The 22828-nt window shown below is 73.6% G+C and carries 22 protein-coding genes; 14 read left to right on the top strand and 8 right to left on the bottom strand.

Annotated features, from left to right (window positions below; genetic code table 11):
- The first annotated feature begins 23 nt into the window (after nt 1–23).
- The 3 genes from A6F73_RS44020 to A6F73_RS15550 all read left to right on the top strand — a co-directional run bounded on the left by A6F73_RS44020 (nt 24) and on the right by A6F73_RS15550 (nt 2461).
- Entirely contained in the window at nt 24–146 is a 123-nt protein-coding gene (locus A6F73_RS44020; RefSeq protein ID WP_279634904.1) for a hypothetical protein, read from the top strand.
- A gap of 206 nt (nt 147–352) precedes the next feature.
- Complete coding sequence (locus tag A6F73_RS15545) at nt 353–598, top strand: hypothetical protein (RefSeq protein WP_063348356.1); 246 nt, start codon at nt 353–355, stop codon at nt 596–598.
- A 48-nt stretch (nt 599–646) separates the two neighbouring features.
- Nucleotides 647–2461: an NHL domain-containing thioredoxin family protein gene (locus tag A6F73_RS15550; protein ID WP_063348357.1), complete on the top strand. Its 1815-nt coding sequence runs from the start codon at nt 647–649 to the stop codon at nt 2459–2461.
- An 88-nt stretch (nt 2462–2549) separates the two neighbouring features.
- On the opposite strand, the gene A6F73_RS15555 is transcribed toward A6F73_RS15550, so the two are convergent.
- Nucleotides 2550–3860, bottom strand: a complete 1311-nt coding sequence (locus A6F73_RS15555; protein ID WP_063348358.1) for a M18 family aminopeptidase — start codon at nt 3858–3860, stop codon at nt 2550–2552.
- A gap of 447 nt (nt 3861–4307) precedes the next feature.
- Nucleotides 4308–6137, bottom strand: coding sequence for an acyl-CoA dehydrogenase (locus A6F73_RS15560; protein ID WP_063348359.1), 1830 nt, complete (start codon nt 6135–6137; stop codon nt 4308–4310).
- Between the two features lie 283 nt (nt 6138–6420).
- Between A6F73_RS15560 and A6F73_RS15565 the strand changes: the two genes are divergently transcribed.
- The gene (locus A6F73_RS15565; RefSeq protein ID WP_107452894.1) at nt 6421–6855 is read left to right on the top strand and encodes an SseB family protein; all 435 of its coding nucleotides are present in this window, start codon (nt 6421–6423) and stop codon (nt 6853–6855) included.
- A 126-nt stretch (nt 6856–6981) separates the two neighbouring features.
- Nucleotides 6982–7932, top strand: coding sequence for a pirin family protein (locus A6F73_RS15570; RefSeq protein ID WP_063348361.1), 951 nt, complete (start codon nt 6982–6984; stop codon nt 7930–7932).
- 40 nt (nt 7933–7972) lie between these two features.
- On the opposite strand, the gene A6F73_RS15575 is transcribed toward A6F73_RS15570, so the two are convergent.
- The 3 genes from A6F73_RS15575 to A6F73_RS15585 all read right to left on the bottom strand — a co-directional run bounded on the left by A6F73_RS15575 (nt 7973) and on the right by A6F73_RS15585 (nt 10633).
- The gene (locus A6F73_RS15575; RefSeq protein WP_063348362.1) at nt 7973–8794 is read right to left on the bottom strand and encodes a protein phosphatase 2C domain-containing protein; all 822 of its coding nucleotides are present in this window, start codon (nt 8792–8794) and stop codon (nt 7973–7975) included.
- A gap of 355 nt (nt 8795–9149) precedes the next feature.
- Entirely contained in the window at nt 9150–9770 is a 621-nt protein-coding gene (locus A6F73_RS15580) for a TIGR03086 family metal-binding protein (protein ID WP_063348363.1), read from the bottom strand.
- Complete coding sequence (locus tag A6F73_RS15585; protein ID WP_063348364.1) at nt 9767–10633, bottom strand: alpha/beta hydrolase; 867 nt, start codon at nt 10631–10633, stop codon at nt 9767–9769. The genes A6F73_RS15580 and A6F73_RS15585 overlap by 4 nt, the downstream gene beginning before the upstream one ends.
- A gap of 175 nt (nt 10634–10808) precedes the next feature.
- Between A6F73_RS15585 and A6F73_RS15590 the strand changes: the two genes are divergently transcribed.
- Nucleotides 10809–11450, top strand: coding sequence for a TetR/AcrR family transcriptional regulator (locus A6F73_RS15590; RefSeq protein ID WP_063348365.1), 642 nt, complete (start codon nt 10809–10811; stop codon nt 11448–11450).
- Nucleotides 11451–11457: 7 nt separating this feature from the next.
- Here the strand turns inward: A6F73_RS15590 and A6F73_RS15595 are convergent, their stop codons facing one another.
- Together A6F73_RS15595 and A6F73_RS15600 are read right to left on the bottom strand one after the other, a co-directional pair.
- Entirely contained in the window at nt 11458–12777 is a 1320-nt protein-coding gene (locus A6F73_RS15595; protein ID WP_063351232.1) for an amidase, read from the bottom strand.
- A 30-nt stretch (nt 12778–12807) separates the two neighbouring features.
- Nucleotides 12808–13038, bottom strand: coding sequence for a hypothetical protein (locus A6F73_RS15600; protein ID WP_063348366.1), 231 nt, complete (start codon nt 13036–13038; stop codon nt 12808–12810).
- A gap of 207 nt (nt 13039–13245) precedes the next feature.
- Between A6F73_RS15600 and A6F73_RS15610 the strand changes: the two genes are divergently transcribed.
- Nucleotides 13246–14211, top strand: coding sequence for an LAETG motif-containing sortase-dependent surface protein (locus A6F73_RS15610; RefSeq protein ID WP_159398465.1), 966 nt, complete (start codon nt 13246–13248; stop codon nt 14209–14211).
- A 116-nt stretch (nt 14212–14327) separates the two neighbouring features.
- Here the strand turns inward: A6F73_RS15610 and A6F73_RS15615 are convergent, their stop codons facing one another.
- Complete coding sequence (locus tag A6F73_RS15615) at nt 14328–14963, bottom strand: ATP-binding protein (protein ID WP_063348369.1); 636 nt, start codon at nt 14961–14963, stop codon at nt 14328–14330.
- A 229-nt stretch (nt 14964–15192) separates the two neighbouring features.
- Here A6F73_RS15615 and A6F73_RS15620 point away from each other — a divergent pair, with 229 nt between their 5' ends.
- The 7 genes from A6F73_RS15620 (at nt 15193) to pheA (ending at nt 22713) form a co-directional block, all read left to right on the top strand.
- The gene (locus A6F73_RS15620) at nt 15193–16023 is read left to right on the top strand and encodes a hypothetical protein (protein ID WP_107452895.1); all 831 of its coding nucleotides are present in this window, start codon (nt 15193–15195) and stop codon (nt 16021–16023) included.
- Between the two features lie 226 nt (nt 16024–16249).
- The gene (locus A6F73_RS15625) at nt 16250–17005 is read left to right on the top strand and encodes a YcnI family protein (protein ID WP_063348370.1); all 756 of its coding nucleotides are present in this window, start codon (nt 16250–16252) and stop codon (nt 17003–17005) included.
- 79 nt (nt 17006–17084) lie between these two features.
- On the top strand, nt 17085–17753 hold the full coding sequence (locus A6F73_RS15630) for an SCO family protein (RefSeq protein ID WP_063348371.1): 669 nt from the start codon (nt 17085–17087) through the stop codon (nt 17751–17753).
- Nucleotides 17750–18271, top strand: coding sequence for a copper chaperone PCu(A)C (locus A6F73_RS15635; RefSeq protein WP_079135711.1), 522 nt, complete (start codon nt 17750–17752; stop codon nt 18269–18271). The genes A6F73_RS15630 and A6F73_RS15635 overlap by 4 nt, the downstream gene beginning before the upstream one ends.
- A gap of 13 nt (nt 18272–18284) precedes the next feature.
- A complete protein-coding gene (locus A6F73_RS15640; protein ID WP_063348372.1) occupies nt 18285–20309 on the top strand; it encodes a FixH family protein in 2025 nt (674 codons plus the stop codon).
- Between the two features lie 5 nt (nt 20310–20314).
- Nucleotides 20315–21652, top strand: coding sequence for an iron uptake transporter deferrochelatase/peroxidase subunit (gene efeB / locus A6F73_RS15645; RefSeq protein WP_079135712.1), 1338 nt, complete (start codon nt 20315–20317; stop codon nt 21650–21652).
- 125 nt (nt 21653–21777) lie between these two features.
- Complete coding sequence (gene pheA / locus A6F73_RS15650) at nt 21778–22713, top strand: prephenate dehydratase (RefSeq protein ID WP_063348373.1); 936 nt, start codon at nt 21778–21780, stop codon at nt 22711–22713.
- Nucleotides 22714–22828: the final 115 nt, after the last annotated feature.

Consider the following 22828-nt stretch of genomic DNA (forward strand, 5'->3'; position numbering starts at 1 on the left):
CCACGATGCGGTTGGATACAGACATGGCATCTCGTGCACGTGTACGCGCCCCCGAGCTGGTCGGGGCAGGCGGTTGGCTGAACACCGGTGGCAAGGAGCTGACGCTCGCCGACTTCCGGGGCAAGATCACCATCCTGGACTTCTGAACCTTCTGACACCCAACTCCCTTCGGAATTAAACGAGTTTGAGTGTGATGCCGCTCGATGCCACGCGCACCCGGTTACCGGATGCTCGGGTTCGGAAAATGATCAGCGTCTCGGCACGAGGCTTGCGAGAATCCCGCAAGAGTTGTGGCGGCTGCGCTCGGTCGGCTCGCGGTCGGTGGGGTTGCTCGTACGCGAGGAGGAGTGCCATGTTCGAGAACGTCGCCGGGCTACAGCCCGAGGTAGCCGCGCAGTGGACCGCGCTGGTCGAGGAGTGTCGTCCTGTGCTCGCGAGCGAGGGTATGGATGCGGTGCAAGCCCTGCTGGTCGAACGCGGGACGAGCATCGTCCCGGCAGTCGCCGTCACCAAGGTTCTGCTCGGGTGGGAGGATACCCCGCTCCTGGTCGCTCGGGAGATCGTCGAGACCAGCCCCGCACGCGCAGCAGCCGCCTGAACCGGGACGCCCGGAATGCGGACACCGCCCGTGCGGTTTGATTGAGGCATGGCATCTCGTGCACGTGTACGCGCCCCCGAGCTGGTCGGGGCAGGCGGTTGGCTGAACACCGGTGGCAAGGAGCTGACGCTCGCCGACTTCCGGGGCAAGATCACCATCCTGGACTTCTGGACGTTCTGCTGTGTCAACTGTCTGCACGTCCTGGACGAGCTGCGGGAGTTGGAGGAGAAGCACCGGGACACCGTGGTGATCGTCGGGGTGCACTCGCCGAAGTTCGTGCACGAGGCGGACCACCAGGCCGTGGTGGACGCGGTCGCCCGGTACGAGGTGCACCACCCGGTGCTGGACGACCCGGCGCTGGCGACGTGGAAGCAGTACGCCGTACGGGCCTGGCCGACGCTGGTGGTGATCGACCCGGAGGGGTACGTGGTCGCCCAGCACGCGGGTGAGGGCCACGCGCACGCGATCGCGCGGCTGGTGGAGGAGTTGGAGGCCGAGCACGCGGCGAAGGGCACGCTGCGCCGCGGCGACGGCCCGTACGTGGCGCCGGAGCCGACCGCGGGGGATCTCAAGTTCCCGGGCAAGGCGGTCCGGCTGCCCGGCGGGCACTTCCTGGTCGCCGACTCCGGCCACCACTCGCTGGTGGAGCTGGCCGAGGACGGCGAGACGGTGGTCCGCCGGATCGGCGACGGGCAGCGCGGTCTGGTGGACGGCACCAGCCCCCGGTTCAGCGAGCCGCAGGGGCTGGCGCTGCTGCCGGAGGGCTCGGACTTCGACGTGATCGTGGCCGACACCGTCAACCACGCGCTGCGCGGGGTGCGGCTGGCGGACGGCTCCGTGGCCACGCTGGCGGGCACCGGCCGCCAGTGGTGGCAGGGTTCGGCGACCGAGGGCCCGGCCCGCGAGGTGGACCTCTCCTCGCCGTGGGACGTCGCCTGGTTCGACGGCCGGGTGTGGATCGCGATGGCCGGCGTGCACCAGCTGTGGGCGTACGACCCGGCCGCCGGCACGGTCGGCGTCGCGGCCGGCACCACCAACGAGGGCCTGGTGGACGGGCCCGTCGGCGAGGCCTGGTTCGCCCAGCCGTCCGGTCTGGCGGTCTCGGCGGACGGCGAGCGGCTGTGGGTGGCCGACTCGGAGACGTCCGCGATCCGGTGGGTTTCACGTGAAACCGGGGCGGTCCACACCGCCGTCGGCACCGGCCTCTTCGACTTCGGCCACCGGGACGGCGCGGCCGAGCAGGCGCTGCTCCAGCACCCGCTGGGCGTCACCGTGCTGCCGGACGGCTCGGTGGCGATCAGCGACACCTACAACCACGCGCTGCGCCGCTTCGACCCGGCGAGCGGCGAGGTCACCACGCTGGCCACCGACCTGCGCGAGCCGTCCGGCGCGGTCCTGGTGGACGGGGACATCGTGGTGGTCGAGTCGGCCCGGCACCGGCTGACCAGGCTGCGGCTGCCGGAGGAGGCGGTGCGGGTCGAGTCGGTCGCGCACCGCACCCGGCGGGCGGCCACCGAGGTCGCGCCGGGCGCGTTCCGGCTGGACGTGGTGTTCTCGGCGCCGAGCGGCCAGAAGCTGGACGAGCGGTACGGCCCGTCCACCCGGCTGCTGGTCAGCGCGACCCCGCCCGAGCTGCTGGTCTCCGGCGCGGGCGCGGACAGCGACCTGTCGCGCGAGCTGGTCCTCTCCGAGGAGGTCGCCGAGGGCGTGCTGCACGTCTCGGCGATGGCCGCGTCCTGCGACGACGATCCGGAGATCGAGTTCCCGGCCTGCCACGTGCACCAGCAGGACTGGGGCGTGCCGGTGAAGCTGGTCGCCGACGGCGCGCGCCGGCTGCCGCTGGTGCTCGCCGGCCTGGAGTAGCCCTGGAGTGGCCCGTCCAGTGCGGAAGGGGCCTGGCGGAGCGTACTCCGCCGGGCCCCTTCGCCGTTGAGGGGGGATCAGCCCGGGATCAGCCCTCCAGGAACGCCTTGATCGCACTGGCCAGCAGGTACGGGTCCTCGGCGCCGCACAGTTCGCGCGCCGAGTGCATGGACAGCGCCGCGATGCCGCAGTCCACCGTCTTGATGCCGAGGCGCGCCGCGGTGATCGGGCCGATGGTGGTGCCGCAGGGCATCGCGTTGTTGGACACGAAGGACTGCCACGGCACGCCGGCCTTCTCGCAGGCGGCCGCGAACACCGCCCGGCCGACGCCGTCGGTCGCGTAGCGGTTGTTGACGTTGACCTTGAGGATCGGCCCGCCGTTCGGCAGCGGGTGGTGGCCCGGCTCGTGCCGCTCGGCGTAGTTCGGGTGGACGGCGTGGCCCATGTCGGAGGAGAGGCAGATCGTCCCGGCGAGCGCCCGGGCGCGGTCCTCCGGGGTGCCGCCGCGCGCGTGGACGGTGCGGTCGAGGACGTTGCCGAGCAGCGGGCTCTGCGCGCCGGTATCCGACTCGCTGCCGGTCTCCTCGTGGTCGAAGGCGGCCAGCACCGGGATGTACGGCAGGTCGGCGGCGCCCTCGGCGGAGGCGACGGCGGCCAGCGCGGCGGTGGCGGCGTGGACGGACAGCAGGTTGTCCAGGCGCGGGCCGGCCAGCAGCTCGCGGTCGCGGCCCAGGTAGGCAGCCGGCTGGACGTCGTGCGTCATCAGGTCCCAGCCCGCCACGTCGGCGGCGTCCACGCCGGCGCGCTCGGCGACGTAGGAGATCAGCGAGCCCTCGTCGACCGGGCCGAGGCCCCAGATCGGGGTGAGGTGGCGCTGCTTGTCGAGCTTCATGCCGTCGTTGACCTGGCGGTCCAGGTGGATCGCGAGCTGCGGCACCCGCAGCAGCGGCTCGTCCAGCTGGACGAGCCGCGAGCTGCCGTCCTTCAGCGCGAGGCGGCCGGAGAGCCCGAGGTCACGGTCCAGCCAGGTGTTCAGCGGGACGCCGCCGTAGATCTCCACGGCGACCTGGCGCCAGCCGGCCGAGCCGGTGTCCGGCACCGGCTTGACCCGCAGGTTCGGCGAGTCGGTGTGGGTACCGACCACCCGGAACGGGGTCTCGGGGCGGGCGCTCTCCGGCAGGTACCAGGCGATCAGGGCGCCGCCCCGGATCAGGTAACGGCCGCCGGCGGCGCCGTCCCAGACGTCGGTCTCGGCGACCTGCCGGAAGCCTGCCTTCTCCAGCCGCTCGGCGGCGCTCGCGACCGCGTGGTACGGGGACGGCGAGGTGCCGAGGAACGCGATCAGATCGTCGCTGTGCGTCCGGTCGAAGAATGCCTGGCGGGCGGCGGCGGTCGACATACTGCTCCTGAGTCGAGGGAGGGCTGAAGCCGGATGGGGAGTCGGCTTCGCACCTTGAGCATATGCCCGTACACGGACAGGGAATTCGGAACCTCCCAACGGATGCAGAACGAGGACACAACCGTGAAGTGACGCCGTGCCGAACTCCGTACACCCAGAGATCCGCCCCGGTCGCGGACGGTCATCGCCATGCCCGAGACCGTGCCGCCGGCCCCGTGCAACAGGTGCGAAACGGGCGAACTCGGCGACGGGTGCGGGGCGGCGAACGGGCGGCGCGCGGGACCACGAACGGACAGCGTGCGGGGCGGCGAACGGGCAGCAACGTCGAAGGGCCCGGCGGGAGCCGGGCCCTTCGACGTGAGGGTGGTGTCAGGCGGTCGGAGAGGTGTCACGCCCCTCGCGGCGCCCTTGGGGGCGCGGCGGCGGGTGACGGGTGGGGCGAGGGCCTCAGAAGGCCTCCTCCGCCAGGTCCATGATCTCGTTGTCGATGCCCTCGGCGATCAGCCGCTGCGGGGCGACGGTCGGCAGGACGTTCTTGGCGAAGAAGCGGGCCGCCGCGACCTTGCCCTGGTAGAACGGGACGTCCTTCTCCGAGGCGCCGGCCTCCAGCTTGGCCAGGGCCACCGCGGCCTGACGCAGCAGCAGCCAGCCGACGACGACGTCGCCGGAGACGAGCAGCAGGCGGGTGGTGTTGAGGCCCACCTTGTACATGTTCTTGACGTCCTGCTCGACCGAGGTGAGGTCGGCCAGCAGCTTGCCCACGATGGCGTCCAGGTCGCCGACGGCCTTGGCGAGCAGCTCGCGCTCGGCGGCCAGGGCGTCGCCGCCCTCGGCCGCGCCGAGGAACTTCTGGATCTGCTCGGACAGCGCGGTGAGCGCCTGGCCGCCGTCCTTGACGATCTTGCGGAAGAAGAAGTCCTGGCCCTGGATCGCGGTGGTGCCCTCGTAGAGGGTGTCGATCTTGGCGTCCCGGATGTACTGCTCGATCGGGTACTCCTGCAGGTAGCCGGAGCCACCGAAGGTCTGCAGGGACTGGGCGAGCTGCTCGTAGGACTTCTCGGAGCCGTAGCCCTTGACGATCGGCAGCAGCAGGTCGTTGAGGCGCTCGGCGGCCTCGTCGCGCTCGCCGCGCAGGCCGGCGGCCACCATGTCGTCCTGGACGGACGCGGTGAACAGGACCAGCGCGCGCATGCCCTCGGCGTAGGCCTTCTGGGTGAGCAGCGAGCGGCGCACGTCCGGGTGGTGGGTGATGGTGACGCGCGGGGCGGTCTTGTCCAGGAACTGCGAGATGTCGGCGCCCTGCACGCGCTCCTTGGCGTACTCCAGGGCGTTCAGGTAGCCGGTGGAGAGGGTGGCGATGGCCTTCGTGCCGACCATCATCCGGGCGAACTCGATGATCTTGAACATCTGGCGGATGCCGTCGACCTTCTCGCCGAGCAGCCAGCCCTTGGCCGGGTGCTTGGCGCCGAAGGTCATCTCGCAGGTGTTCGAGGCCTTGAGGCCCATCTTGTGCTCGACGTTGGTGGCGTAGGCGCCGTTGCGCTCGCCCAGCTCGCCGGTCTCCCAGTCGAAGTCGAACTTGGGGACGATGTACAGGCCCAGGCCCTTGGTGCCGGGCTTGCCGCCCTCCGGGCGGGCCAGCACCAGGTGGATGATGTTCTCGGACATGTCGTGCTCGCCCGAGGTGATGAAGCGCTTCACACCCTCGATGTGCCAGGAGCCGTCCTCCTGCTTGATCGCCTTGGTGCGGCCGGCGCCCACGTCCGAGCCCGCGTCGGGCTCGGTGAGGACCATGGTGGCGCCCCAGAGGCGGTCGGTCATCCGCTGGGCGACCTTCTTCTGCTCCTCGGTGCCCTCGTCGTGGACGACGCCGGCGAAGGCGGGGCCGGAGGAGTACATCCAGATGGCCGGGTTGGAGCCCAGGACCTGCTCGGCGTAGGCCCAGATCAGGGAGGACGGGGTGACCTGGCCGCCGATCGCCTCCGGGATGCCCAGACGCCACCACTCGGCGTCCATGTAGGTCTGGTAGCTCTTCTTGAAGGTGGCCGGGACCGGCGCGGTGTTGGTCTCGGGGTCGAAGACCGGCGGGTTGCGGTCGCTGTCGACGAAGGACGCGGCGAGGTCGTTCTCGGCGAGGCGCGAGATCTCGCTCAGGATGTTCTTCGCGGTCTCGACGTCCATGTCCGCGAACGGTCCGGAGCCGTAGACCTGCTCGCGACCGAACACCTCGAAGAGGTTGAACTCCACGTCCCGCAGGTTGGACTTGTAGTGACCCATGGCCGTTTTCTCCGGTTCGTCGCTTCCGGGAGACCGCCGCGTTCGGGCGCCCCGTACCCACCAGTACGCATCATGATGCTACCCAGCGGTAACTTGGGCAAGCCCCTGGCGATGAATCCGCTATGAACGTGGTCACGTCCCACAAGGCGGGACGACCAGTCCTTGTCAGGATCGACGCCCGCACGGGCGGGTGCGCTCCCGATAGCCTGTCCGTGTGTACGGATATGACCAGAACGCATACCCGGGCGACCCCTACCAGCAGCAGGCGGGTCCGCAGCCGGGCATGAACGGCATGCCCGGCCCCGACGCCTACGGCGCGCAGTCGCAGGCGTCCCAGCAGTCCCTCTACCCCGAACCCTCCCCGCCGTCGCTGGCGGACGCCGTCCGGGCGTTCACCACGGGCTCGATGGCGGTCGAGGACTTCCAGGCCATCTTCATCACCTCGAAGGTGCACTGCCCTCGCGGCGAGCGGCCCGGCTTCCTGGCGCTGCACAACACGCCGACGCCGGTGATCCCGATGTTCAGCTCGCTGAAGGAGCTGCGCCGCTACGCCGGCAAGGACTCCAAGCACTTCACCGTCACCGGCGCCGAGGTCCTGGACCTGCTGCCGACCGGCTACGGCTTCGCGCTGGACATGGAGGGCGAGCACCGGATGGTGTTCGACGCCAAGGCGGTCGAGCAGATGGTCGACTTCACCATGCGCCGCATGTACGGCTGACCCATCCTGGAGGAGGAGCCCCGCGCTCCTTCGTCACCATATGGTTCAACTTTCAACTTGCTTGTTGTTGAGAATTGAACTAACCTCGTGGACGTAGGCCAGAGGAACCCCCCGAAGGAGGCCGACATGCCCGCCGTGACCGTCGACAACCCGCTGACCCTGCCGCGCGTCGCCACCCCCGACCCCGCCGCCACCAGCGCCCGGCCGGTCCTCACCATCGCGACCGCACCCGAGGGCTTCGAAGGCGAGGGCTTCCCCGTCCGCCGCGCCTTCGCCAAGATCAACACCAAGCACCTCGACCCGTTCATCATGATGGACCAGATGGGCGAGGTGGAGTACGCCGCCGGCGAGCCCAAGGGCACGCCCTGGCACCCGCACCGCGGCTTCGAGACGGTCACCTACCTGATCGACGGCGAGTTCATCCACAAGGACTCGCACGGCGGCGGCGGCCACCTCGGCGGCGGCGACACCCAGTGGATGACGGCCGGCTCGGGCATCCTGCACATCGAGACGCCGCCGGAGTCGCTGGTGGCCACCGGCGGCCTGTTCCACGGCATCCAGCTGTGGGTCAACCTCCCGGCCTCCGACAAGATGGCCGCCCCGCGCTACCAGGACATCCACGGCGGCCACGTCAAGCTGCTCTCCACCCCGGACGGCGGCGCGATCCTGCGGCTCATCGCGGGCGAGCTGGACGGCCACCGGGGCCCGGGCGTCACCCACACCCCGATAACCCTGCTGCACGCCAGCATCACCCCGGGCGCGCAGGTCACCCTGCCGTGGCGGCCGGACTTCAACGCGCTCGCCTACGTCCTCAACGGCGACGGCACCGTCGGCGCCGAGGGCCGCCCGATCCACACCGGGCAGGCGGCCGTGTTCGGCGAGGGCGACACCATCACCATCACCGCCGACACCAAGCAGGACTCCCGCCACCCCAACCTGGACGTGATCCTGCTCGGCGGGCAGCCGATCCGCGAACCGGTCGCCTGGTACGGGCCGTTCGTGATGAACAGCCACCGCGAACTGGAGCAGGCCATGCGGGACTTCCAGTCCGGCCGGTTCGGCCACCCGATCGACTGACGGCACCACCCCCGGCGACGCCTCGGCCGTCCTCCGCGCGCTACAGGAGCGCGTAGACGGCCGAGGCGTCGTCGTGCGCCTTGCCGCGCGGCCAGCGCTCGCAGGCGGCGTCCGCCCGCTCGACCTCGCGGACCTGCGCGATCAGTTCACCCGGACCGGACTCGGCGAGCAGCCGCAGCGCGTCCGCCCAACTCCCCAGCCCGAAGCGCTCGGTGAAGCGCGAGGCGCCGTCGGTGAGCGCGGCCAGCGCGTGCAGCCGCTCCAGCCGGACGAAGCCGGTCTCGGCGTGCCCGGCCGCCTTCGGGCTGGCCGCGGCGATCCACGGACCGTTGCCCCGGTTGCGGGCGGACCGGACGGCCAGCGCGTACTCCAGGTGCAGCGCGGCCCGCTCGGCCGAGCCGGGGACGGTCGCCCAGACCTGCCGGCGCAGTTCCTCCCCGCCGGGGAAGCGCTGGTTGTCCCCGATCACCTTCGGCGGGCCGTCTTTGTACTCCAGCACCAGCAGCGAGTCGCCGAGCACCAGGTACTCCAGCGACTCGCCGTGCCGGCGGGCAGCCACCACCATCGCCGCGGGGGTGTTGGGGTGGCCCAGGTCGCAGCGGCCGCCGTGCAGCGCGGCCGTCTCCACGATGGCGTCGGCCAGGCATTCGGCGATCGAGCGGTCCACCCGGTCGGTGAGCCGGGCGAGCAGGTGCACGCCCAACCGGCGGACGTACCAGGCGGTTCCGTGCCGGCACCCGGACTCCAGGCCGGTCGGCGAACTCGCACCGTCCAGCAGTACCAGCGCCTCCGGCGAGGCCGCCGCGAAGTCCTCGCTCTCGCGGTCCGGCCGCCGTGCTTCCCCTGCGAGCTGTAGCTGCATCCCGACAGTGTGGCCGCCGCCCCCGGCCCGCGCCCAGACCCCTGCGCCGGTGTGGCGCGGGCCGGTCGCCGCCGCCCGGTGGCAGCCGGGGCAATCCGGTCATACCGTCGAATAACGACCGGACAATTCGGCCAATCAGGGCCTGTCAGGTTTGGGATCACCTTCGGGTGTCCGGGCGGCCCGGGACTGACGAGGAGCAGGAGATGTTCTGGGAGTTCATCGTGCTAGTGGCCGCCTCGACCGGCTTTCCGACCGCCGCGCTGCTCTTCCTGATCGGCGGGCCGCGCTTCCCCGACGAACAGCGCGGCGGCCGGCACGCCTAGCTCTCCGAACCGGGCTATCCGGGCCCGCGTTCCTAGGCCTTCCAGGCCGGGTCCCGCCCGAGCAGGGCCAGCGCGCGGTCGAACCGGCCGCCCGCCGTACCCGCTTCGAGGCGCGGTGCGAACGCCTTGCCCGGCACCCGGTTCTCCGGTGCGGCCGGGACGGCCTCGGCGACCGCCAGCAGGGTCGCCGCCAGCTCCTCGTCGCCGTCCACGACGGCGGTGAACGGGGCCTGGACACCGAGCGCGGCCGCGACGTCCCAGCCGTGCACCAGGGTGTCGAGCAGGTGGAAGCCGACCGCGTGCGCCAGCGGGAAGGGGCCGCCGTGCTGGATCTCCGGCAGCCAGACGTCGCGCCCGGCCGCCGCGGCCTCGCGGAACGCCGCAGTGAGCTCGGCGCCCGTGCGGCGGAAGGCGCCCGCCGGGTCGTCGCCGACCGGGGCGTCGGCCCAGAGCGCGAGGTCGGGCCCGGCGCCGCGGGCGGCCGCGGCGAAGCCCTGGTGCTGGCCGACGATGTGCCCCATCAGCCGGCTCAGCGTCCAGCCCGCGCACGGGCTCGGCAGCTCCAGCTGGTCGGGCCGCAGGCCGTCCACCACTTCGGCGGCCAACTCCAGCGATCGGGCGTGCAGTTCGACGAGTTCTCCGGCACGGCTCATGCGGCGCTGACCTCCTGACCGGCCGACAGGAAGCCGATCGCGTTGTCGATGACGGTGGGCTCGGCGACGATCCGGCGGTGGCCGAGCCCTCGGGTGACCAGTAGTTCCAGCCGGTCACCGTACGCGGCTTTCAGGCGCCGCGCGTGCGATATTCCGACCACGTCGTCGCCCTCGTCGTGCGCCACCAGGATCGGCGGCGGCACCTCCTCGGGCCGGTGCGCGGCGTCGAAGCGCCGCCACGGGTCCTCGGTGCCGGCGAACAGCTCGTGCTCGATCCGGTGCCGCAGGTCCCGCTCGATCACCGGGCCGAGGCCGAGCCCGGCGCAGAACGCGCCCGGCAGGTAGGCGAATTCGCTGACCCCGGCGAGGGCGACCAGCCGCCCGGCCCGGACTCCCTCGCGCAGCGCCAGGAACGCCCCGGCCACGCCCAGCGAGTGCGCCACGATCGCCTCGAACCCGCCGTAGCCGTCCTGGAGTTGCCCGGCGATGGCGCGGTACTCCAGCACCGTGGTGGCCCGGCCGCCGGAGTCGCCGTGGCCCGGCGCGTCGAAGGCGACCGGGCTCAGCCCGAGCGCGCGCAGCCGGGGCACGTAGGGGGCGAAGCGCGAGGCGCGGGAGCGCCAGCCGTGCATCAGCAGCACCGGCCGGGCGCCGTCGCCCCAGCGGTAGACGACGACCTCCTTGCCGTTCACGGTGATCCGCTCGACGGCGGCCTGCCGGTGGGTCTCCCGCTCGGCGGGGCGGACGGCGCTGCGCCGCAGCGGACGCTGGAACAGCTCGTACGCGGCGCGGCCGGCCAGCCGGGGCGCCAGGTGCGAGGTGGTGTTGAGGGCGGTGCGAACCAGTGCGAGGGCCGGGTCCATGCGGTCTCCCTGTCGGTGCGGACGGGCGTGCCGGGGTGCGGGGGCCGTGCTGGGTCCGGATATTAGCACGACCGTTCGTACAGTTTTATGGACGGGAAGTCCGCCGCCCACCCCCGGGCTACCCTGGCGGCACGCACCGCGACGGCGACGGCGACGACGAGAACTGAGGTGGCCGATGGCCGGATCGACCACGGACGGACGGGTCCTACGCGGCGAGGAGACCCGCCGGGCCGTGCTGCACCGCGCCGTCACGATCGCCTCCGTCGAAGGCCTCGGCGCACTCTCCATCGGTCGCCTCGCCACCGACCTCGGGCTCAGCAAGAGCGGCGTGTTCGCCGGCTTCGGCTCCAAGGAGGAGCTCCAACTCGCCACCGTCCGCGCCGCCCGCCGCATCTTCGCCGACGCCGTCGTCGCCCCGGTCGCCGACACCCCGCCCGGCCTCGCCCGGGCCCGCGCCCTCTGCGAGAGCTGGCTCGCCTACTCCCGGGCCCGGATCTTCCCCGGCGGCTGCTTCTTCTACGAGGTCACCGCCGAGTTCGACGCCCGCCCCGGCGCCGTCCGGGACGCCCTCGCCGACTGCGCCCGCGAGTGGCGCCAGGTGATCGCCGACGCCCTCGCCGAGGCCCGCGCCACCGGCGGCCTGCGGCCCGACACCGACCTCGACGACCTCGCCTTCGCCCTGATCGCCCTCCTGGAGACGGCCAACTCCCAGGCCGTGCTGCACGACGAGGACATCCCCTACCAGCGGGCCGCCCGCCTCCTGCTGCGCCTGCTGCGCGCCGAGGCCACCGACCCGGCCGACCCGGCGCTCGCCTAGAACGCTTCTAGGCTTCTCGGCCCAGCGCCCCTTCCAGGAAAGCCGCCTGGGCCAGCAGCCGCTCGTCGCCGCCCGCCGTGCCGACCACCTGGAGGCCCAGCGGCAGCCCCTCCGCCGTCCGCCCGGCCGGGAGGCTCAGCGCGGGCAGGCCCAGGTAGCTCCACGGCAGCGACATCACCGGGTCCCCGGTGCTGTGCAGGCCCTCCGGCGCCCCGCCGGTCGCCGACGGCACCAGCCACAGGTCCACCCCGGCCTCGGCGGTCGCCCGGGCGACCCGCTCGCGCAACCGCTCCCGGGCCTGGAGCGCGGCCGCCCGGTCCTCGGCCGCGACGCCCTGGCCGACCCGGATGCTGGCCGCCGTCTCCGGCCGGTACAGGCCGCCGAACCGGGCGAACCAGTCGGCGTGGCTGCGGGCCAGCTCGAAGCGGTTGATCGTCTGCAACTGCCGGGTGATCCCGGCGAAGTCCGGGAACAGCGGCACCCGGCGCACCGTCAGGCCGGTCTGCGCCAGGCGCTCCAGGCTCTCCTCGAAGGCGCGCAGCGCCGCCGGCTCGGCCCGCTCCAGGTACGCCCCGTCCGGGACCCCGAGCACCGGCCGGCCCCCGCCCCCGGCTGCCGCCTCGCCCCGCCAGTCGTCGCAGAGCAGTGCGGCCGCCAGGGCCGCCCCGGCCAGGTCGGCCGTGAACACCCCCAGGGTGTCGAAGCTCGGCGCGTTCGGGATCACCCCGGCCATCGGGATCCGCCCGTACGTGGGCCGGAAGCCCACCACCCCGCAGTACGCGGCCGGCCGGATCACCGACCCGACCGTCTGGGTGCCGACCGCCAGCGGCACCAGCCCCGCCGCGACCGCCGCCGCCGACCCGCTGCTGGAGCCGCCCGGGGTGTGCCCGGGATGGTGCGGGTTGCGGGTCGGTCCTGGCGCGCTCGCCGCGAACTCGGCGGTCACCGTCTTGCCGGCGACCAGCGCCCCGGCCGCCCGCAGCCGGTCCACCACCACGGCCTGCGGCCCCGCCAGGACCCCCGGCGGCAGCGCCGAACCGCCGTGCGTGGGCAGCCCGTCCACGTGCACGATGTCCTTGACCCCCACCGCCACCCCGTACAGCGGCGGCCGCCCGGCCGGTTCGGGGTGCCGCGCGGCCAGCGCCCGCGCCTGCGCGTGCAGCCGGTCGTGCCGCCCCGGCTCCGGGACGAACGCGTGGATCAGCGGGTCCACCCGCTCGACCAGCGCGCAGAAACGGTCGACGTGCTCGGACAGGTCCGGTACGCCGGACCGCAGCCCGGCGGCCTCACGGGTCAACGACCGCGGCCGGGCGAGGGGTTGCTCCATGCCGATCACGGTAGACCACCCGTGGACGCACTACTGGTGTTCGGCCGACAGGTACGGCGTCTCGCGCAGGTAGTACGCCCCGCAGGTGTGGCAGCACAGCTCCGGCGTCTTGCCCCAGTCCACGGGCTCCCGCACCTGCGCGTCCGGGTCGAGCTCCCGGCCGCACATCGCCACGCTCTCCATCCCCCGGACCATGTGCCACAACCGCACCCCGCCGGTCGCACCCCCGGCCCCGTACTCGGCTCGCATCTGGTGCTTCATGCGGCCATCGTCAGGCCCCCCGGCCACCCCGGCAACCGGTGGCCGAACGGGCGCCTGGGCAGCATCGATCACTTAGCGCCAAATCTGATCGAAACAAGCCACTCGCAACCGGTAGGGTTCGCGGGCGCGACCCGCGCCGACGGCCCTGCCGGAGGCCTCAAGTCGCCCGAAATCGACCCCATTTACCCCAATCTGGAGCTTCTCAACGTGCGCTCTTCTCGCCTTCTGGCCGCCTCCGCGCTGATGGCGCTCTCCTTCGGCACCACGGTCGGCGCCGTCAGCGCGAGTGCGGTCGGAGTCCCCTCCTCTCCGCCCCCCACCTCCACCACGGCCACCCCGAGCGCCCCGGCGCCGAGCACCCCGGCCCCGAGCACCACCCCGAGCGCCCCCACCACGGCGACTCCGAGCACCACCCCCAGCAGCACCGCGACGGCCACCCCCACCAACCGGCCGTCCACCCTGCCCATGCCGACCCCGACCAACAGCATGCGGTGCAGCGGCGGCGTGCACCAGAGCCCGCTGCTCAAGGTCACCGGCTCCGGCCTGTACGGCACCACCCTGGTCAAGGGCGGACCGGCCGCCGAGCTGAGCGTGACCTGGCAGAACAACAGCGGCATCGATCTGCCCGTCGTCCACAACTCGCTCTACGTCACCGACGAGTTCGACGGGGACTACCCCGTCCAGTGGAGCACCGAGTTCTTCGACGTGCAGCTGAACACCGGCTCCGGCTGGAAGCCCGCAAAGCTCGACGACCGCTCCCTCCAGTCGCCGGACATCAAGCTGGCCAAGGGCGAGAAGATCACCTACCAGGTCCGGATCGCCGCCACCGCCAAGGCCCCTGTCGGGAACTACGGCGCCAACTACGACGCCGGCTCCGACGCGTTCGACAACGACAAGGTGCCCACTCCGGCCAACAACAAGCCGAACGCCTGCACCCAGTTCTACAACCCCTTCGAGGGCAAGTTCCGGGTCGCCGAGGCCGGTGGCGCCACGACCCCCGCGGCCGCCGGCCACGGTTCGGCCTCCGCCTCGCCGTCGGCGGGCCCGCACCTGGCCGAGACCGGTGCCGACTCCAACACCCTGCCGATCGCCCTCGGCGGCGCCGCCGTCCTGGCGGCCGGCGCCGGCACCGTGTTCGTCCTGCGCCGCCGCAAGGCCGGCGCGCACAGCTGACCCTGAAACCGGGTGAACGCCGGGGGCGCGGACCGTGGTCCGCGCCCCCGGCGTTCGTCGTATCAGCTCGTCGTATCAGCCCGCCGTCATCAGCGCGTCGTCATCAGTTCGCCGTGTCAGGACGCCCGCAGCAAGGCCCCGTCCTGCCACTTGAGGATCTTGTCGAAGCTCACGATGGCGCCCCGGAGCGGGTGGTTGCGGAGCTGGACGTGGTCGGTGAGGGCGTGGATGAGGAAGAGGCCGCGGCCGGATTCGGCGGTGAGGTCCGGGAGGGCGTCGAGGTCCACGGGGCGCAGCGTGGGCACCGCGGGGCGGGCGGGGAGGACGTGGGTGTCGTAGGGGTGGCCGTCGCGCCGGGGCTGGTGGGCGGTGAGGACCCGGGCCGGGACGGTGGCGCGGCCGCGGCGGGGGCGGCGGTGCGCGGCCGGGCGGGGCGGCGGCGGAGGGACGGGGCGGCGGCGCAGCGCCGGGGCGGGGGTGCCGACGGGGCCGGGCAGGCCGGGGCCGGAGTCGGTGACCTCGATCCGCAGGCGGTCGCCGCTGATCGAGGCGGTGACCTGGAAGCCGTCGTCGGGCCGCCCGCCGGCGCCGTGCTCGACGGCGTTGGCGCAGGCCTCGCTGAGGGCGACGCCGAGGTCGTGGGCGATCTGCGGGTCGACGCCCGCCGTCGCCATGGCACCGAGCAGGATGCGCCGGGCCAGCGGGACGCTGGCCGGGTCGCGCTTGAGGTGCAGAGTCCACCAGATGTCCACGGGAGGTCCCTCCTGGCTGCGGCTCCACATACAACTAGGTATCTCCGGGCGATTCGGCGGTGAACCGTGCCCGGGGCCCGCTGCCGCCCGTTCGGCGGATGGACTGAGGCCGTGGATTGTGCCGAGTGGCGCACTCTCCGGCCTGCACGCCGCTGCCGAACGGGGCATTCGTAGGGATTTCCCACCCTGCCCACGCGGGCGAGGTAGGCGGTGAGATGATGTCTCGGCCATGACTGCCCTCCCCGCCGCCCCGCTCCCGGGCGCCCTCGCACCGGATGCGCCGGTGGGGGCCGCCGCCTGGGACCTGCGGCTTGCCCGGGCCGTCCCGTTCGCCCTGGTGTGCACGCTGATAGCGGCCGCCGGGCACGCCCTGGCGGGTGGCGGGAACGTGCCGCCGGCCGCGTTGGCGACGGGCTTCGCCGCGGTGCTGGTGCTCGCGGTGGCCTGCAGCGGGCGGGAGCGTTCGCTGACGGCCATCGCCGGTGCGCTGGGCGCGGGTCAGCTCGGGCTGCACTGCCTGTTCCACAGCTTCAACGGCCACGCCGCGATCGGCGGCATGGCCGGCATGCACCACGGCGGCTCCGGTCCGCTGACCCTGCCGACCGTGGCGGGCCGGCTGATCTGCAACGAGGCGCGCCCCGGCACGCTGGCCGGCCTGCCCGGGAGCCCGACCGCCGAGCAGCTGGTCTCCTCGGCGGGCCTGGACCCGAACGCGTACGCCGTCGCCCCGTGGTGGCAGGGCGGCGTGTTCGGGATGACGCCGTCGATGCTGGCCGGGCACCTGGCCGCCGCGCTGGTGGCGGGCTGGTGGCTGCGGCGTGGTGAGGCGGCGCTGTGGCGGCTGGTGCGGGTGACCGCGTCGGCGGCCCGGGAGCATTGGGCGGCGCCGCTGCGGTCGGCGCTGGTGCTGGTGGCGGCGCTGCTGCGCGGCCTGTTCGGCGCGGCCGGTCCGGCCCGTCGGTTCGGCGTCCGGGGCGGGGAGAGTCCGCTTCCGGCGGGTGCCGCGCTGCGGCACAGCGTGGTGCGGCGCGGTCCGCCGCGCGGGGTCTTCGCGTACTGATCCGGCTCCTGGCGCCCCGTTCGTGTCGGGCCCCGGTCGTGCGCAGCGTCCCCGGGCCGGTCCCGTGTGTCCCCGACATCCCGTGTGTCCCCGACACGCCGACGGCCCCCGGTTTCCGCCCCCACACGTCCCCAGCACGTCCCCACGCGCGGCCCCGCCGAGGCACGGTCTTCCCGTCGCCCGGACGCGGGCCGGTCCGCCGAGCTCCGATCGGAGACACCCCATCATGCGTTCCCTTCCCACCCGCCGTCTCGCCGCCGTCGCCCTCACCGCCGCCGCCTCCGTGGTGGCGCTGGCCGGCCCCGCGTTCGCGCACGTCACCGTGAACCCGGGTGCGGCCGCCCAGGGCGGCTACACGGCCGTCGACTTCCGGGTGCCGAACGAGAGCGACGCCGCCGGCACGGTGAAGCTGGAGGTCAACCTCCCGCTGGACCACCCGCTGGCCTCCGTCCGCACCCTGCCGCTGCCGGGCTGGACCGCGGCCGTCGAGAAGGCGAAGCTCGACAAGCCGATCAAGGTGCACGGCAGCGACGTCAACGAGGCCGTCTCCAAGATCACCTGGACCGCCGACGCCGGCACCAAGATCGCCCCCGGTCAGTTCCAGGAGTTCCGGGTCTCGATCGGCCCGCTGCCGTCCGACGCCGACAGCATGGTCTTCAAGACCCTGCAGACCTACGACAACGGCGACGTCGTCCGCTGGATCGACGAGTCCAAGGACGGCCAGCCCGAGCCGGCCCACCCGGCCCCCGTCCTGAAGCTCACCAAGGCCGCCGCCGGTGAGGACGCCCACGGCGGCGTCACCGCCTCCCCCTCCGCGGGCGCCCACGGCGACAGCGCCGACCACACCGCGGCCCCGGCCGGCGCCAAGTCCAGCGACTCCACCGCCCGGGTGCTCGGCGTGGTCGGCATCGTGGTCGGCGTGATCGGCACCGCCGTCGGCGTGCTCGGCCTGCGCCGCCGGAGCAGCGGCTCCGCCTCCTGACCCACCCCGCCGGCGGGGCCGTACCCACGCCCCGGGTACGGTCCCGCCGGCGGTCCCACCCCGCACGATCGGATCTCCCATGCCCCGCACCACCCGCACCACCCGCCTGGCCGGCGCGGCCGCCGTCGCGCTCGCCGCCGCCCTGACGCTGACCGCCTGCGGCTCCTCCGGGGGCGGCTCGACCCCCGCCAAGGTCACCAAGCAGAAGTCCGACTCGCCGTACCAGGGCACGGTGCTCACCAAGAACTTCGAGAAGCCCGACCTCCAGCTGACCGACACCTCCGGCCAGCCGTACGACCTGCGGCAGCAGACCAACGGCAAGACCACGCTGCTGTTCTTCGGCTACACCAGCTGCCCGGACGTCTGCCCGACCACCATGGGCGACATCGGCGTCGCGATGAAGGCGCTCCCGGCCGAGGAGCGGCAGAAGGTCAACGTCGTCTTCGTCTCCACCGACCCGCAGCGCGACACCCCCAAGGTGCTGCGCACCTGGCTGGACTCGATGGGCAGCGACTTCATAGGCCTGACCGGCGACCTGGCCAAGGTGAAGACGGCCGCCAGGTCGCTCGGCATCATGATCGAGGACCCGGTGGTCAACGCGGACGGCACCGTCACCTCGACCCACGGCGCGCAGGTGCTGGCCTTCCTCCCCTCGGACGACAAGGCGCACGTGCTCTACCTGAGCGGCACCGAGGAGAAGACCTACGAGCACGACCTGCCGCTGCTCGCCAAGGGGGTCGCGGCATGAAGGCCTCGACCGGCCACGCCCCGGCCGGCCGCGCGACCCTCGGCTTCCGGCGGACGGCGCTCACGGGCGCGGTACTGGCGACGGCCCTGGGCGGCGGCGCCATCCTGGTCGCCTGCGGGGCAGGCGGTCAGGACGGTGCCGGCGGCGGGGCGGCCAAGCTGAGCGTCGCCGACTCCTACATCCCGCTGCCCCCGGCCGGCGGGATGGCCGCCGGCTACCTGACCGTCCGCAACGACGGCGGGCAGGACCAGCTGGTCAAGGTGAGCAGCCCGGGCGCCGAGTCCGTCACCATGCACCGCTCGACCCCGTCGAGCATGGAGCAGGTCCCGAGCCTGGACGTGCCCGCGCACGGCGCGTTGCAGTTCGCCCGCGGCGGCACCCACCTGATGATCATGGGATGGCAGAAGGCCCCCGCCCTCGGCGACGAGCTGGAGCTCGACCTGACCTTCGCCAAGTCCGGCACCCTGTCGGTCAAGGTGCCGGTCAAGGAGCTCACCTACCGCCCCGGCCAGAGTTAAGGGGACCGCCAGCATGGAGAAGGCCGCCCACCGCCGCATCGCCGGACTGCTCGGGACGCTCGGCGCGCTGCTCGCGCTGATGCTCGCCGGCGCCGGACCGGCCGCCGCGCACGCCACCCTGGAGTCCACCGACCCGCACCAGAACTCGGTGGTCGCCACCGCCCCGCAGGCGGTCACGCTGACCTTCAGCGAGTCCGTGTCGCTGTCCAGCGACTCGGTGCGGGTGCTCGACCCGGCCGGCAAGGCGGTGGACACCGGCAACCCGGGGCACGCCGACGGCAAGGCGGACACCGCCCGGGTCGGACTGAACAGCGGGCTCGCCAACGGCACGTACACCGTCGCCTGGCGGGCCGTCTCGGAGGACTCGCACCCGATCGGCGGCGCGTTCACCTTCTCCATCGGCGCGCCCTCGGACACCTCGGTGTCCGCCACCGCGCTCCAGGGCGCCAAGGCCGACGGCCTGGTCTCCGCCCTCTACGGCACCGGGCGCACCGTCGCGTACGCGGCGTTCGCGCTGCTCGCCGGCGTCGCCGCGTTCGTGCTGATCTGCTGGCCGGAGGGCGCCACCCGGCGCCGGATGCAGCGGCTGCTGATGACCGGCTGGGCGGCGCTACTGACCTCCACCGTCGCGGTGCTGATGCTGCGCGGCCCGTACGAGCGCGGTTCGGGGATCGGCAAGGCCCTCGACCTGTCGCTGGTGCGCGCCACCCTGGACGAGCGGATCGGCACCGCGCTGGCCGCCCGGCTGCTGCTGCTCGCGGCGAGCGGGGTGTTCCTGTCGCTGCTGGTCGGCCAGTTGGGGCAGCCGGCCCGGCCGGCGGCGCAGCCCGGCGGCGCCGGGAGCGCGGGAAGCGCCGGAAGTGCCGGAAGCGCGGGCGACGAGGAGGCTGAGGAGGCCGAGCTGCGGGAGCTGGAGCAGCGCGCCGCCGAGCGGCCGCAGCGCGAGGCCCGGCTGGGCCTCGGCGTCGCCGGGCTGGTGCTCTCGATCGCCCTGGCGGCGACCTGGGTCGGCGCCGACCACGCCTCGGTCGGCATCCAGGTCTGGCTGTCGCTGCCGCTCGGCATGCTGCACCTGATCGCGATGGCGCTCTGGCTGGGCGGCCTGGCCGCGCTGCTGGTCGCGCTGCGCGAGGGTGTCGGCGCGCAGGTCGTCGACCGCTTCTCGAAGGTCGCCTTCGGCTCGGTCGCGGTGCTGGCCGCCACCGGCGTCTACCAGTCCTGGCGCGGCCTCGGCAGCTGGGGCGCGCTGACCGGCACCGAGTACGGGCGGCTGCTGCTGGTGAAGACCGGCTGCGTGACCGTGATGCTCGGCGCCGCCTGGTTCTCCCGCACCTGGCTGGCCCGGCTGCGCGCGGCCCCGGCCGAGGCGGCGGAGATCGAACGGACCGCGGTGCCGGAGCCGGTCGGCGCAGCCGCCGCGCACTCCGAGGACCCGCTCCGGCAGGCCCAGCTGGCCCGCCAGCAGGCGGCCCGGGAGAGCGCCGGGCGCGAGCGCGGGCTGACCCCGACCAGGGCCGGGCTGCGCCGCTCGGTGCTGGTCGAGGCGCTGGTCGCGGTGGCGGTGCTGGTGGTCACCACGATGCTCACCAACTCCCCGCCCGGGCGGGTGGCGAGCGAGGTCAAGGCCGGTGCCGTCGCACCCGCCGCCGGACCGGCCGCCGGGGGCGCGCCCGCCCCGCAGACCGAGCCGGGCCGCACCGTCGAGCTCAAGCTCCCGTACGACACCAAGGGCCGCACCCCGAACGCCAAGGGGACCGCGACCGTCACCCTCAACCCGGCCCGGACCGGCCCGAACGAGGTGCACCTCGCGCTGACCGGCGCGGACGGGCAGCCGGTGGACGTCCCCGAGGTGCAACTCGCCTTCACCCTGCCGGACCGCGACCTCGGCCCGCTGCCGGTGGCGCTCACCCCGGAGGGCACCGGCCGCTGGAGCGGCACCGCGCAGCTGCCGCTGGCCGGCACCTGGGTGGTGTCGGTGCAGATCCGCTCCTCCGACATCGACCAGACCACCCCGACCCAGCAGTTCAAGATCGGCTGACCACGATGGAGCACACCTCGACGGACCGCACCACGGCGGACCGGGACACGACGGAGAGGGCGGAGGCGGAGAGGCCTGCAGCACAGGGTGCTCAGGCGCCCGGCCGCGCCGGCTTCACCCGGCGGGCCCTGCTCGGCACCGCCGGCGCCGGGCTGCTGGCCGGCGCCGGAGCCGGCGTCGCCGGTGCGGTCGCCCTGGACCGCCACCCCGGCGCAGCGCCCGCCGCCGGGCCGGGCGGCGCGCTCGGCGCGGCCCGGGTGCCGTTCCACGGCGAGCACCAGGCCGGCATCCTCGAACCCCAGCAGGCCCGGGTCCAGCTGGCCGCCTTCGACCTGGCCGAGGGCGTCGGCCGGGACGGGCTGCGCACCCTGCTCCAGCGCTGGACGAAGGCCGCCGAGCGGCTGACCGCCGGGGAGCCGGCCGAGGACGCCGACAACCAGGTGGCGCTGGACGCCGGCCCCTGCTCGCTCACCCTCACCGTCGGGTTCGGCGCCGCCCTGTTCGACAAGGCCGGGCTGGCCGACCGCCGCCCGCAGGCGCTCGAACCGCTGCCGCCCTTCCCCGCCGACGCGCTCGACCCGGCGCGCGGCGACGGCGACCTGTTCGTCCAGATCGGCGCCGACGACGCCCTGGTGGCCGTGCACGCGCTGCGGGTGCTGCAACGCCAGGCGGCCGGCACGGCGGCACTGCGCTGGCAGTCGGCCGGCTTCGCCCGTACGCCCGGTGCCACCGCGCGCCCGATGACCGGCCGCAACCTGATGGGCCAGATCGACGGCACCAACAACCCCCGGCCGGGCGAGGACGGCTTCGCCGCCAAGGTGTTCTGCACCGCCGGGCCGGACCAGCCGGCCTGGCTCGCCGGCGGCTCGTACCTGGTGTTCCGGCGGATCCGGATGCTGCTGGACAACTGGGAGGCGCTGCCGACCGACCGGCAGGAGCGGGTGATCGGGCGGCGCAAGTCGGACGGCGCGCCGCTCGGCGCGCCCGCCGGGGCTGGCGAGCGCACCCCCGTCGACCTGGCCGCGCAGGGCGCGGACGGCGCGCTGGCGATCCCCGCCGACGCGCACGTCCGGGTGGCCGCCCCGGCCGCCAACGGCGGGGCGGCGATGCTGCGGCGCGGGTTCTCGTACCACGACGGCCTGCTGCCCGACGGCTCGCCGGACGCCGGGCTGCTCTTCCTCGCCTTCCAGGCCGACCCGCGCAAGGGCTTCACCCCGGTGCAGCGCAAGCTGGCCCGGGGGGACGGCCTCTCCCGCTTCCTGCGGCACGAGGCCAGCGGCCTGTACGCGGTGCCGCCGGGCGTCCCGGCCGGCGGCTACCTCGGCCAGCAGCTCTTCGAGTAGCACGCCCCCGACGGTCTCCGGTCCCGGCCACTGAAACGCTTTCCTGGCCGGCGCGCGGAGTCGTTATGGTGACTTCTTCGGCAACACCCCTGCCCCGGTTCCACCCTGTTCCCCACGGAGGCGTCATGTCGGCCACCCGCTACACCTACCTCGGCCCGGCCGGCACCTTCACCGAGGCGGCGCTGCGCACCCTGCCCGAGGCCGCGACCCGGGAGCTGGTGCCGCTGGCCTCGGTGCCGCTGGTGCTGGACGCGGTACGCGGCGGGGACGCCTCCGGGGCGTTCGTCCCGATCGAGAACTCGGTCGAGGGCGCCGTCACCGCGACCAATGACGAACTCGCCGCCGGCACACCGCTGATGATCTACCGTGAGGTGCTGCTGCCGATCTCCTTCGCGCTGCTGGTGCGGCCGGGCACCGACCTGGCGGGGGTCAAGACGGTGACCAGCCACCCGGTGGCCCAGGCGCAGGTGCGCCGCTGGCTGGCGGCCAACCTGCCGGACGCGCAGTGGGAGTCGGCCGCCTCCAACGCGGACGGCGCCCGGCTGGTCGCCGAGGGCCGCTACGACGGGGCGTTCGCGGGCGAGTTCGCGGCGCCGATCTACGGGCTGGACCCGCTGGTCAAGGACATCGCGGACGCGCAGACCGCGACCACCCGGTTCGTCCTGGTCGGCCGCCCGGGCCGGGTCTCCTCGCCGACCGGCGCGGACAAGACCTCGATGGTGGTCTGGCTGCCGGACGACCACCCGGGCGCGCTGCTGGAGCTGCTCCAGGAGTTCGCGGTGCGCGGGGTCAACCTGATGCGGATCGAGTCGCGGCCGACCGGTGAGGGCATCGGCAACTACTGCTTCCTGATCGACTGCGAGGGGCACCTGTCCGATCGCCGGGTGGCGGAGGCCGTGATGGGGCTGAAGCGGATCTGCCCGCAGGTGCGGTTCCTCGGCTCCTATCCGCGCGCCGACCGGCAGGTCTCCACGCACCGGCGGCCGGGGACCTCGGACGACGATTTCACGGCCGCCGCCGACTGGCTCTCCCGGTGCCTCGACGGGCGCGGCGACATCTGATCCACGCGACGGCACCGCGACGGCACCGCGACAACATCCGATCGCCGTCCTTTGTCTTTCCGCCCTTTTCCGATCGTTTTCCCGCGGCCGGACGGAAGGGGGCGGGTGACCGCAC

Source organism: Streptomyces sp. MJM8645, from assembly GCF_001625365.1.
In the GTDB taxonomy this organism is placed as follows: domain Bacteria; phylum Actinomycetota; class Actinomycetes; order Streptomycetales; family Streptomycetaceae; genus Kitasatospora.

What these genes read in the sequence shown, in the direction of transcription:
- A6F73_RS15545 (WP_063348356.1), top strand. Translation starts at nt 353, where the DNA reads ATGTTCGAGAACGTCGCCGGGCTACAGCCCGAGGTAGCCGCGCAGTGG.
- A6F73_RS15590 (WP_063348365.1), top strand. Translation starts at nt 10,809, where the DNA reads ATGGCCGGATCGACCACGGACGGACGGGTCCTACGCGGCGAGGAGACC.
- A6F73_RS15585 (WP_063348364.1), bottom strand. Translation starts at nt 10,633, where the DNA reads ATGGACCCGGCCCTCGCACTGGTTCGCACCGCCCTCAACACCACCTCG.
- A6F73_RS15600 (WP_063348366.1), bottom strand. Translation starts at nt 13,038, where the DNA reads ATGAAGCACCAGATGCGAGCCGAGTACGGGGCCGGGGGTGCGACCGGC.
- A6F73_RS15625 (WP_063348370.1), top strand. Translation starts at nt 16,250, where the DNA reads ATGCGTTCCCTTCCCACCCGCCGTCTCGCCGCCGTCGCCCTCACCGCC.
- A6F73_RS15580 (WP_063348363.1), bottom strand. Translation starts at nt 9,770, where the DNA reads ATGAGCCGTGCCGGAGAACTCGTCGAACTGCACGCCCGATCGCTGGAG.
- A6F73_RS15635 (WP_079135711.1), top strand. Translation starts at nt 17,750, where the DNA reads ATGAAGGCCTCGACCGGCCACGCCCCGGCCGGCCGCGCGACCCTCGGC.
- A6F73_RS15575 (WP_063348362.1), bottom strand. Translation starts at nt 8,794, where the DNA reads ATGCAGCTACAGCTCGCAGGGGAAGCACGGCGGCCGGACCGCGAGAGC.
- A6F73_RS15620 (WP_107452895.1), top strand. Translation starts at nt 15,193, where the DNA reads ATGACTGCCCTCCCCGCCGCCCCGCTCCCGGGCGCCCTCGCACCGGAT.
- A6F73_RS15640 (WP_063348372.1), top strand. Translation starts at nt 18,285, where the DNA reads ATGGAGAAGGCCGCCCACCGCCGCATCGCCGGACTGCTCGGGACGCTC.
- A6F73_RS15555 (WP_063348358.1), bottom strand. Translation starts at nt 3,860, where the DNA reads ATGTCGACCGCCGCCGCCCGCCAGGCATTCTTCGACCGGACGCACAGC.
- A6F73_RS15630 (WP_063348371.1), top strand. Translation starts at nt 17,085, where the DNA reads ATGCCCCGCACCACCCGCACCACCCGCCTGGCCGGCGCGGCCGCCGTC.
- A6F73_RS15560 (WP_063348359.1), bottom strand. Translation starts at nt 6,137, where the DNA reads ATGGGTCACTACAAGTCCAACCTGCGGGACGTGGAGTTCAACCTCTTC.
- A6F73_RS15595 (WP_063351232.1), bottom strand. Translation starts at nt 12,777, where the DNA reads ATGGAGCAACCCCTCGCCCGGCCGCGGTCGTTGACCCGTGAGGCCGCC.
- A6F73_RS44020 (WP_279634904.1), top strand. Translation starts at nt 24, where the DNA reads ATGGCATCTCGTGCACGTGTACGCGCCCCCGAGCTGGTCGGGGCAGGC.
- A6F73_RS15565 (WP_107452894.1), top strand. Translation starts at nt 6,421, where the DNA reads ATGAACGGCATGCCCGGCCCCGACGCCTACGGCGCGCAGTCGCAGGCG.
- efeB (WP_079135712.1), top strand. Translation starts at nt 20,315, where the DNA reads ATGGAGCACACCTCGACGGACCGCACCACGGCGGACCGGGACACGACG.
- A6F73_RS15570 (WP_063348361.1), top strand. Translation starts at nt 6,982, where the DNA reads ATGCCCGCCGTGACCGTCGACAACCCGCTGACCCTGCCGCGCGTCGCC.
- pheA (WP_063348373.1), top strand. Translation starts at nt 21,778, where the DNA reads ATGTCGGCCACCCGCTACACCTACCTCGGCCCGGCCGGCACCTTCACC.
- A6F73_RS15550 (WP_063348357.1), top strand. Translation starts at nt 647, where the DNA reads ATGGCATCTCGTGCACGTGTACGCGCCCCCGAGCTGGTCGGGGCAGGC.